This window comes from Allokutzneria sp. A3M-2-11 16, assembly GCF_024213555.1.
Classification (GTDB): Bacteria; Actinomycetota; Actinomycetes; order Mycobacteriales; family Pseudonocardiaceae; genus Allokutzneria.
Map to the genome: position 1 here is coordinate 65,411 of NZ_JANAVO010000021.1, position 8,899 is coordinate 74,309.

Here is an 8,899-nt window from a genome sequence, read left to right on the forward strand (position 1 = left end):
AAGGGGCTGCGTCGCTTGGTGTGGTCGTCCCGGTCTGGAACTGTCGCACAGGTGACGACGAATACTCCGACCACCGCGTCCGCTTCGCGCCTCGGCCGTGCCGCGCTGATCGCCGGTTCCGCCCTCGCGCTCTTCGGCACGGTGGCGATCGGCGAAGCCCACGCCGCCACCGGGACCTTCTTCTACCACTCGCCCGAGTCGGGAGACCTGGAGTTCGACAACCCGGACAACGGTGAGTGCCGGCTGCTCCTCCAGGGCGCCGACCGCGCGACGAACCACACGAACACCCGGGTCACGTTGTACTTCGACCGGGGTTGTGAAGAGCCCGCCGGCACGATGGCCCCCGGAGAACACCGCGCCTTCTCCGACCCCATCCCCCGCAGCGTGATGTTCGGCTAGCAGAGGAACAACTCCGGCCCGGTCGCCCTGTGCGGCCGGGCCGTGTTCGTCCATCAGGCCGCACGCGGTCGAACAGGGTCCACAGTGGACTGTTCGCGCGGGATCGTTGACGCCCTCCCACGCCGTCGCCAAGATCTTCTCCGGTCCGAGCGAGCGTGGGAGTGGCGAATGCGGAACCTGGCTGTGCTGACCCGATTGACGGTGATCGCGGTGACAGCGCTGGCTCCAGTCCCCGCACTCGCCAGTGCGGGACCTCCGCTGACCGTTCCGGCGCACCAGCTCGCGAAGGCCGTTCGCTGCGACGCCGGGGTCGCGCCGGGCAAGCGCACGGTGCTGCTCATCCACGGCACCGGGGGCTCCCCGTCGAGTTACTGGAGCTGGAACTACCAGTCCGCCTTGCCACACGCGGGATTCGGCGTCTGCACCGTCGCGTTGCCCGACCGCGGCACGACCGACCTGACCGTGTCGGCGCAGTACGTCGTGCACGCCGCGCGCCACGCCCGGCACCGGTCCGGCGGCCCGATCGCGATGATCGGCCACAGCCAGGGCGGCACGCTCGCCGTGTGGGCGACCACGTTCTGGCCGGACGTCGCGGCAGGCACCACCGACGTCATCACGCTGGCCGGGGTGTTCGGCGGGACCGCCGTGAGCAACCTCGGCTGCGTCGCCGGACGGTGCTCGGCCGTGCTCTGGCAGCTCGCCGTCGGGTCCCGCCTGCTGCGGGCGGTTCGGGAAGCACCACGACCACCCGGCCCGTCGTACACCTCGATCCACAGCCGCACCGACGAGCTCCTTTTCCCACAGCCACAAGGAAGCACGCTGCCCGGCGCACGCAACATCGCCGTGGATGAGATCTGCCCCGGCAGGCTGGTCGGCCACTTCGGGTTGCTCGCGGACTCCGTCGGCCACGCCCTGGTGATGGACGCGCTGCGCGGTCCCGGCGCCGCGCGACTGCCCGACCGCCGCCTGTGCGGGACACCGCTCATGCCGCACGTCGACATCGTGAAGGCGCCGCGGCTGCTGACCTCCGTCGTCAGCCTCGTCACCGGCACACTGCTGACACAGCCCTGGCTCCCCCGCGAACCCGAACTCCCGCCCTACGCCGAGCCCTGACCGGCCAGCCGCCTGCTCAGGCCGAGAGCCGCCGTGCGGACGGCGAACGCGAGGCCGCGCACGTTCTTGGAGGAGCGGGCGACCACGGAGAGCGCGGCGACGAGCGTGCCATCGGCCTGGCGCACCGGCGCGGCGACCGAGGACGCGCCGAGAGAGCGCTCCTCCAGCGAGTACGCCACCTGGTCCCGGCGTGCCGCCCGCAGCGCCTGCGCGAGGACGCTGGGCAACGTGATCGTGTGCGGCGTGCTGCGCGGCAGCTCCCGCCCGGCCACCTCGGCGAAGAGCTCCGGCTCGGAGAACGCCAGGATGATCTTGCCGACCGCGGTGGCGTGCAGCGGCGCGCGACCGCCGACGTCGGTCAGGGTCACGACCGAGGAGTCGCCGGAGATCTTGTCAACGAACAGCACCTCCAGCCCGTCCCGCACGGCCAGCTGGACGTTCTCGTGGGTCGCCTCGTAGAGGTCCTCCATGAACGGGATGGCGGCCGACCGCAGTTCTCGGTGAGCGGGCGTGAGGGCACCGATCTCCCACAGCCGCAGCCCGACCTGGAACCGCCCGTCCGCCGCGCGCTCCAGCGCGCCCCAGTCCAGCAGTTCCGCGGCCAGCCGGTGCGTCGTGGCCGGGGGAAGCCCGCTCAGCGCGGCCAGCTCGGTGAGGGTCAGTTCCGGGCGGCGCCGCGAGAACGCGGCCAGCAACGCCAGGACCCTGCTGGTCGTGGAGCGCCCGGACTCGCGCGCGTTTCCGCTCATTCGCACCACTGTAGAGCCTCTTCCGCCGGGCGGAAGCCGATGCTGGCCCGCGCATCCGCTTGCCCCACAACATGTTCCCTCGTCGACCCCGTCAGGCAAGGAGAACGTGTGTCCTACAGCGACAGCGATCGCGCCGAAGTACGCCGTCTGGTCGAGGACTGGGCGCTGTTCCGGGACGCCGGGGACTGGGAGTCCTTCGCCGACGTCTGGCACGACGACGGCTGGATGACCGCGACCTGGTTCCAGGGCGCCGCCGCCGACTTCATCGCGGCCAGCAGGCAGGCGTTCGACTCCGGCGTCCGCATCCTGCACTTCCTCGGCGGCCACACCTCGCGCGGCCGCGGTGACCGGGCGGTGGCCCAGACGAAGATGACGATCACCCAGCGGGCCGAGGTCCACGGCGTCACCGTGGACGTCACCTGCACCGGCCGCTTCTACGACTTCCTGGAACGGCGCGACGGCCGCTGGGGCATCGTGCGCAGACAGCCGATCTACGAGACCGACCGCCTTGATCCGGTCCGCCCGGCGACGGCTCCCGCGCTCGACGTCGATCGGCTGGCGGCCTACCCCGAGGGCTACCGCCATCTGGCCTACCTCCAGTCCTGCCTCGGCCACCAAGTGCTGAACGGCCTCCCCGGACTCCGCGGCCCCGCGGTCGAACTGCTCTACACCGAGGGCACCCACTGGCTTGCGGGCGCGACGAAGCCCGGCGGCACCTTCGCGGGGTTCGACGGCGCCACAAGGGGAATCCCGCAGGGGTGAAGACGTTATGGCTGGCCGCAGTCCTGCTGATGAGCACCCTGGCCTGCGGCGCTCCCCACCAGAACCACTCGACGGTCCCGGCGCCGCGACCGAGCGCGCCGCCTCCGCAGGCGGTCAGCGAGCTCCAAGGGCCCGGAGTCCTGAGCTCCATCAACGTCGGCAAGCACCCCGGCTACGACCGCGTCGTGTTCACCTTCGACGCCGCGGTGGCCGACCACAACGCCTCCTACGTCGACCAGGTCACCCAGGACGGGTCCGGCTTCCCCGTCCCGCTGCGCGGCAGCGCGTTCCTCCAGCTGACCATCCGCGGCGCTACCACCGACAACCAGATGCACGTCACCGACCCCGGGCAGCTCCGCACCTACAAGGGCCCCCAGCGCATCACCCCGCAGGCCGACGTGGTCGCCGAGATCGCCTCCGCCGGGGACTTCGAGGGCGACCTCAGCTTCGGCATCGGCCTCACGCGGAAGCTGCGCTACGAGATCAGCAAGCTCACCGCGCCCACCCGTGTGGTCGTCGACTTCTTCCACACCGGCTGAGGCGGACCTCAGAGGCGCCAGGTGATCCGCTCGCCGCATTCCGTGAATCCGGCGGTGTCCGCGGCCACGGCAAGCTTGTCGACCGCCGCCTCGGCCCTCGAACGCACCATCGAGATCGTCAGGGCGACAAGCGTGTCCGAGCCGGGGCGACGCGGGATCGCCTCGCTGCCAGACCCCGCGCGGTAGGGGTCCTCCCAGGTGTCGCGGAGCTCCTGGAGCGCGGCCACCGTGCCACGCCAGCTGGCCCGCACCTCCGCGAGCCGCCACTGGTCATCCCCCTCGGCCCGCAGCTCGCCGAGTTGTTTCTCGGCGGTGCGGGCGAGCGAGAGCTGGGTGTCCAGCCTCGGCACGACCTGCTTCCTGGAGTCGTCCGGGCCGGTTTTCGGCAGCTTGCTGACGCCGTGCCGCACGGTCCCGCAGATCTCGTTCGCGTCGTCTCGCAGGGCTTCGGCCGCCGAAGCGCACCCGGCGAGAACGGTGAACACAGCGGCGACGGCGAACAGCGCCGTGATGCGCGGAGTGGCCATGCGGACCAAGTTAGGAACTTCGCCCGGGACCGCTCCCGGTTCTGCGGAACTCCAGTGCGGCAAGGAGGAGGTCGAGCCCGAACTCGTACTCGCGATCGTGCTCGCACGAGGCCAGGAACGGCGCCGACTCGGCGACCGCCGGGAACGGGCTCGCGAGCAGTTCGGCCTCGCGTTGCGCCACGCCCACCGGATCGGCGCCGTCGAATGCGGGGCCGGACTCGACCTCGCGCAGCACGGTGCCGACCAGGAAAGCCAGAACTGCGCGCAAGGCGTGTACCGCCTCCTCCGCGTCGAAGCCCGCACCCCGGAGCGCGGACAAGGCCGCGTTCGTACCGGCGAGGCTGGCGTTGGAGCCGAGCTGACGGGTCAGCACCAGGCCCGCCGCGTGCGGGTAGCGGGTGGCGGCGGCCCGGAAGGCGTTGGCGAGCTGGCGGAGGTCGGCTTTCCAGTCCCCGGTGGGCTCCGGCAGGGCCATGCGCCGGATGACCAGCTCGGCGATGCCGTCGATGACGGCGTCCTTGTTGGGCACGTGGTTGTAGAGCGACATCGCCTCGACGCCGACCGCGGCCGCGAGCTTGCGCATGCTCAGCCCCTGGACGCCGTTCTCCTCGACCAGGACCAGGGCGGCGGCCAGCACCTTCTCGCGGGTCAGCTTCATCGGGACGCGCCTCTCGGTTGACGTACTTACAGCGTAAGTGCTTCCCTTGGACTTACACCGTAAGTATCCCGGAGGTCCCCGTGTTCGACCCCGCGGCCATCACCGGCCTGCCCACCCTCGGCTCAGCGGTCGACGTGCTCGCCGGTCAGGCCGCCGTCGAGGGCGGATACGGCGCCAAGCTCGACTGGGCGCGCACCCGCGCGGCCGACTTCCGCCGCGAGTTCTCCGCGACCGGCACCCCGGACAGCGTCGTGACGTGCGACCTGGTGACGCTGCCCTACCCGACCCGGTTCGGCCTGTTCCGGGCCGGTCGCGCGATCGCGCCGTTCCTGTCCATCACCAACCGGATGCTCGTCATCCGCTGGCGGGAAACCCATGGGCGGCAACGGATTCTGCTCTTCGAGCCGAGCGACGTGGAGCGCGGCGAGAACACCCCGTACTTCGCCGCGCTCAAGGCGCGCATCCCGAACTTCGTGGAAAAGCTCGCGGTGCGGCGGCACGGCACCGTCGAGAACCACCTGTCCCGCCTCGGCATCCGGCCCGAGGACGTCGACTACCTCATGTTCGACCACCTGCACACCCAGGACCTGCGCCGCTGGGTCGGCACCGGCACCCGGGACGCGTACTTCCCCAACGCCAAGGTGATCGTGCAGCGCGACGAGCTGGCGGGCATGGCGAACCTGCACCCGCTGCAACGCCCCTGGTACCAGGTCGACGCGTTCGACGACGTGCCCGCCGAGGCGTTCCTCGCCGCGGACGGGGGTCTGCTGCTCGGCCCCGGTGTCGCGGTCATCGCCACTCCCGGCCACGTCTTCGGCAACCAGACCCTGGTGCTCAACACCTCCACCGGGATCTGGGCCAGCAGCGAGAACGCCGTCGCCGCGGAGTGCCTGACCCCGGAGCACAGCCGGATTCCCGGGCTGGCCCGCTGGTCCCGCGCCTGGCGGCAGGAGGTCGTGCTCAACGCCAACACCCTGGAGACCACGGCCGACCAGTACAACTCGATCATCCTGGAGAAGTCGATCGTCGACCGCAGCCAGGCCGATCCCCGCTTCCCGCAGTTCTTCCCCTCCAGCGAGCTGAGCGCCGCCTGGACCAACCCGGGGACCGGGCCGACGTTCACCCACAAGACGCTCACGCACTCCGGCTGAGGGGAAACACATGATCACCGAAGAGATCCGCGCGGCCCGCGAGAAGCTGGTCCTCGACCACTTCCACGACGAGGTCGAGCACCGCTGGGACGACGTCCTGTCCACGTTCCCGCACCCGCGCTACGAGATCATCCCGACCATGACCGTCCACGACGGCGACGCCGCGGTCCGGGGTTACTACCACCAGACCCGCGTCGCGTTCCCCGACCAGCACCACGAGATCATCGCGTTGCGCCACACCGACGACGCCGTCGTCGTCGAGTTCTGGCTGATCGGCACCCACCTCGGCCCGCTCGGCGCCATCCCGCCCACGGGCAAGGGGTTCCGCGTCCGGATGACCGCGTACTTCGTCTTCGACGAGCACGAGACGCTGGTCTGCGAGCGGATCTACTTCGACTCGCTCACCCTGCTCCGGCAGCTCATCGGCGGCCTGGACCTGAAGAAGCCCGCCAACTGGCTGCTCCTGCTCAGGTGCGTCCGGGGCGCCCTGTCCATGACCGGCGGAAAGCCCGCTCCCGACCTAATGTGACCACCGGACGGCGGTGCCGGAGGACCCCACGATCATCCCCTTGGTGTTGACGGCGTGAGCGAAGCCGAACTTGTTGGGCCCCAAGCCGACCAGCTCGGTGATCCGGCCGTCTGGAGCCCACCGCACCGGCCGCGCCTGCCCCTCGGGCGTTTCGAAACCGCCGACGATGACGCCGTCGTCGCTGATCCCGTCCGCCCAGGTGGACCTGCTGCCAGACGGGGCGGGTAGCTCGGTGACGGCGCCGTTCGCGTCCCACCGCACGGCTCTGCGCCGGGAGTCGGCTCCGGTGTTCGACGTGCTCGACCCCACGATCGTCCCCGACCGGTTGATGGCCCGGACCTCGCTGTAGCTGCTGCTCGGGGGCAACGTCGCCAGCTTGGTGACCGTGCCATCGGGCGCCCATCGCACGGCGTGCCAAGGGTTCGAGTCGTCGTTGATGCAGATACCGGCGATGGTGCCGCCGTCGTTCACGGCCTCGGCACGGCCACTTCGGTGTCCCGGCAGACACGGCAGCTCGGTGCGCACGCCGGTGCTGGACCAGCGAACGGCGGCCACGGTGAGATCGGGGTAGTGCAGCGTGCCGACAACGGTTCCCAGGCTGTTGACGCCACTCGCGGAGGTGTGGAACTGCTCCCCCGAGCCGTTGCCGCTGTCGAGCGCGGTGACCTTGTCGTTGCGATCCCACCGCACGGCCTGGAAGCGATTTCCGTCCGCCGTCCAGGACATTCCCGCCACGGTGCCCGCGGAGCTGACCGCATTCGCTTCCCCACCAACGGAATCCGGCAAACCCTGGAGCACGGCGGCCGGGCGGCCCGCGTCCCGCCACACCAGCGGAAGCGTCAGGTCACCGGCCCCGCCCCAGTAGCGGCCGACGATCACACCGTCGTTGTTGACCGCCTCGGCGCTCGCGGTGCGGCTGTTCGCGGGCACCCCCAAGGCGGTCACCGTCACGTCGGCGGAGGCGGGCGTCACCGACGTCAGCACCAAGGTGATCGCCAGCCCGAGGGAAACCTTCATCGCACGAAGACCTCTGCTTCTCGCATCGCGAACGGTCCGCCAGTCTCACCGACGGAACACGTGAAGCCAAGCCCGCCAATCGAACACTAACTGCCGTCGATCAGCAGTTTCGCGGCCACCACCGCCCCATCGGACCGGATCGTGCTGGCCACGGCGATCGAGTGTCCACGAGTATGGGGAGTCAGCGCCGTGGCGAGCGCGGCGGACAAGGACTCGACGGTCGGCGTCGGGCCGTCGTGCGCCACACCGATGCCCAGCTCCGCGACCCGAGCGGCCCAGTCCGGCTGGTCCCCGATCTGCGGCACCACAACTTGGGGCGCACCAGCGCGGGCGGCCGTCGTAGTGGTGCCCGCGCCGCCGTGGTGCACCACCGCGGCCACCCTGCGGAACAGGGCCTGCTGGTTGACCTCGCCGACGACGAAACAGTCCTCGGCGTCGTCGATCGTGGTCAGACCGGCCCAACCACGTGCGAGCACGACGCGGCGGCCCTGCGCGCGAACCGCCTCGATCGACACCCGGGCGATGTCCTTCGACACGTACGAAGCCATGCTGCCGAAGCCCACGTACACCGGCGGCGTACCAGCTCCCAGGAACGCCTCCAGACCGTCCGGGAGCGGACGATCATCAGGCAGAACCCAAGCACCCGTCTGCACAACGTCGAGATCCGTCGGGCACAGCGTCGGGTCCGCGGCAAACCACGGCTTGTCGGTGAAGACGTGGTCCGAGACGTCCTCCACGGGCGGCAGGCCGCTCTCCGCCCGATGGCTGTTGAGCACATCGCGGTACAGGGCGTTCACCCGCTGAGCCGCCTGCTCCGAGCGCGGAATGTGCCCGAATGGCTGGAAGAACGCGTACACGTAACGGATGCCGAGTCTCTCGGCCACTTCCCGTGCGCCCGCGGGCATGAGGCCGGTTGCCAGCAGCGCGTCACATCCCTCAGCCGCCGTGGCGAGCGTCGTGAACCGCGCGGCCACCAACTCGCGCGCAAACCGCAACGCGTCTTCCGCGGTCGGTGGTTTCTCGCCGCCGACCACCGAGCGCACCTTCGGACCGAGCGGCACCAGCGGCGCACCGACCCGCGCCAGCAGCTTCTCGAAGTCCTCGTCCGGCGGCGCGCACACCCGCACCTCCGCGCCCAGATCCCGCAAGGCCGCCGCGAGCCCGGCCACCGGCTCGACATCGCCGCGTGAGCCCACCGTCGTCAACAAGACACGCACTTCTCAATCACCCATTTCCCCAGGTCCCGACACTCGGCCGACGAATTCTGCGGCACCACCCGGGTCTTGCCGCAAGCCCCCCGGTCCGCTATACGTTGAGCTAGGCCGCATCATGCAGCTCATCCACGCGCTCCGCACACCAAGTAAACTGTGCCCATGCGCCACACCCGCCCGCACACCCCAACCCCCGCGGGCGCCGTCTAGAGAACCCCGTTTCGTACTCATAACGGGAAAAAGA

11 protein-coding genes are annotated in these 8,899 nt (G+C 70.4%); 6 read left to right on the forward strand and 5 right to left on the reverse strand.

Features of this window, described 5'->3' with window-relative positions; genetic code table 11:
- Nucleotides 1–51: 51 nt before the first annotated feature.
- Both NLX83_RS38025 and NLX83_RS38030 read left to right on the forward strand, forming a co-directional pair.
- A complete protein-coding gene (locus NLX83_RS38025; RefSeq protein WP_254240132.1) occupies nucleotides 52–399 on the forward strand; it encodes a hypothetical protein in 348 nt (115 codons plus the stop codon).
- Nucleotides 400–567: 168 nt separating this feature from the next.
- Nucleotides 568–1,512, forward strand: coding sequence for an esterase/lipase family protein (locus tag NLX83_RS38030; protein ID WP_254240133.1), 945 nt, complete (start codon nucleotides 568–570; stop codon nucleotides 1,510–1,512).
- Here NLX83_RS38030 and NLX83_RS38035 read toward each other — a convergent pair.
- Nucleotides 1,497–2,261, reverse strand: coding sequence for an IclR family transcriptional regulator (locus NLX83_RS38035; RefSeq protein ID WP_254240134.1), 765 nt, complete (start codon nucleotides 2,259–2,261; stop codon nucleotides 1,497–1,499). The two genes, NLX83_RS38030 and NLX83_RS38035, sit on opposite strands and share 16 nt — an antisense overlap.
- Before the next feature lie 108 nt (nucleotides 2,262–2,369).
- On the opposite strand from NLX83_RS38035, the gene NLX83_RS38040 reads away from it, so the two are divergent.
- Together NLX83_RS38040 and NLX83_RS38045 are read left to right on the forward strand one after the other, a co-directional pair.
- Nucleotides 2,370–3,023, forward strand: a complete 654-nt coding sequence (locus NLX83_RS38040) for a nuclear transport factor 2 family protein (RefSeq protein WP_254240135.1) — start codon at nucleotides 2,370–2,372, stop codon at nucleotides 3,021–3,023.
- Entirely contained in the window at nucleotides 3,020–3,562 is a 543-nt protein-coding gene (locus NLX83_RS38045) for an AMIN-like domain-containing (lipo)protein (RefSeq protein WP_254240136.1), read from the forward strand. The genes NLX83_RS38040 and NLX83_RS38045 overlap by 4 nt, the downstream gene beginning before the upstream one ends.
- A gap of 8 nt (nucleotides 3,563–3,570) precedes the next feature.
- Here NLX83_RS38045 and NLX83_RS38050 read toward each other — a convergent pair whose 3' ends face one another.
- Together NLX83_RS38050 and NLX83_RS38055 are read right to left on the reverse strand one after the other, a co-directional pair.
- On the reverse strand, nucleotides 3,571–4,089 hold the full coding sequence (locus NLX83_RS38050) for a hypothetical protein (protein WP_254240137.1): 519 nt from the start codon (nucleotides 4,087–4,089) through the stop codon (nucleotides 3,571–3,573).
- A 10-nt stretch (nucleotides 4,090–4,099) separates the two neighbouring features.
- The gene (locus tag NLX83_RS38055) at nucleotides 4,100–4,747 is read right to left on the reverse strand and encodes a TetR/AcrR family transcriptional regulator C-terminal domain-containing protein (protein ID WP_254240138.1); all 648 of its coding nucleotides are present in this window, start codon (nucleotides 4,745–4,747) and stop codon (nucleotides 4,100–4,102) included.
- Between the two features lie 80 nt (nucleotides 4,748–4,827).
- On the opposite strand from NLX83_RS38055, the gene NLX83_RS38060 reads away from it, so the two are divergent.
- Nucleotides 4,828–5,898, forward strand: coding sequence for a hypothetical protein (locus NLX83_RS38060; RefSeq protein WP_254240139.1), 1,071 nt, complete (start codon nucleotides 4,828–4,830; stop codon nucleotides 5,896–5,898).
- A gap of 10 nt (nucleotides 5,899–5,908) precedes the next feature.
- Nucleotides 5,909–6,427: an ester cyclase gene (locus NLX83_RS38065; protein WP_254240140.1), complete on the forward strand. Its 519-nt coding sequence runs from the start codon at nucleotides 5,909–5,911 to the stop codon at nucleotides 6,425–6,427.
- On the opposite strand, the gene NLX83_RS38070 is transcribed toward NLX83_RS38065, so the two are convergent.
- Both NLX83_RS38070 and NLX83_RS38075 read right to left on the reverse strand, forming a co-directional pair.
- On the reverse strand, nucleotides 6,419–7,444 hold the full coding sequence (locus NLX83_RS38070; RefSeq protein ID WP_254240141.1) for a hypothetical protein: 1,026 nt from the start codon (nucleotides 7,442–7,444) through the stop codon (nucleotides 6,419–6,421). The two genes, NLX83_RS38065 and NLX83_RS38070, sit on opposite strands and share 9 nt — an antisense overlap.
- An 86-nt stretch (nucleotides 7,445–7,530) precedes the next feature.
- Nucleotides 7,531–8,661 carry a glycosyltransferase gene (locus tag NLX83_RS38075; RefSeq protein ID WP_254240142.1) on the reverse strand — a complete coding sequence of 377 codons (1,131 nt, stop codon included), beginning with the start codon at nucleotides 8,659–8,661 and terminating at the stop codon, nucleotides 7,531–7,533.
- Nucleotides 8,662–8,899: the final 238 nt, after the last annotated feature.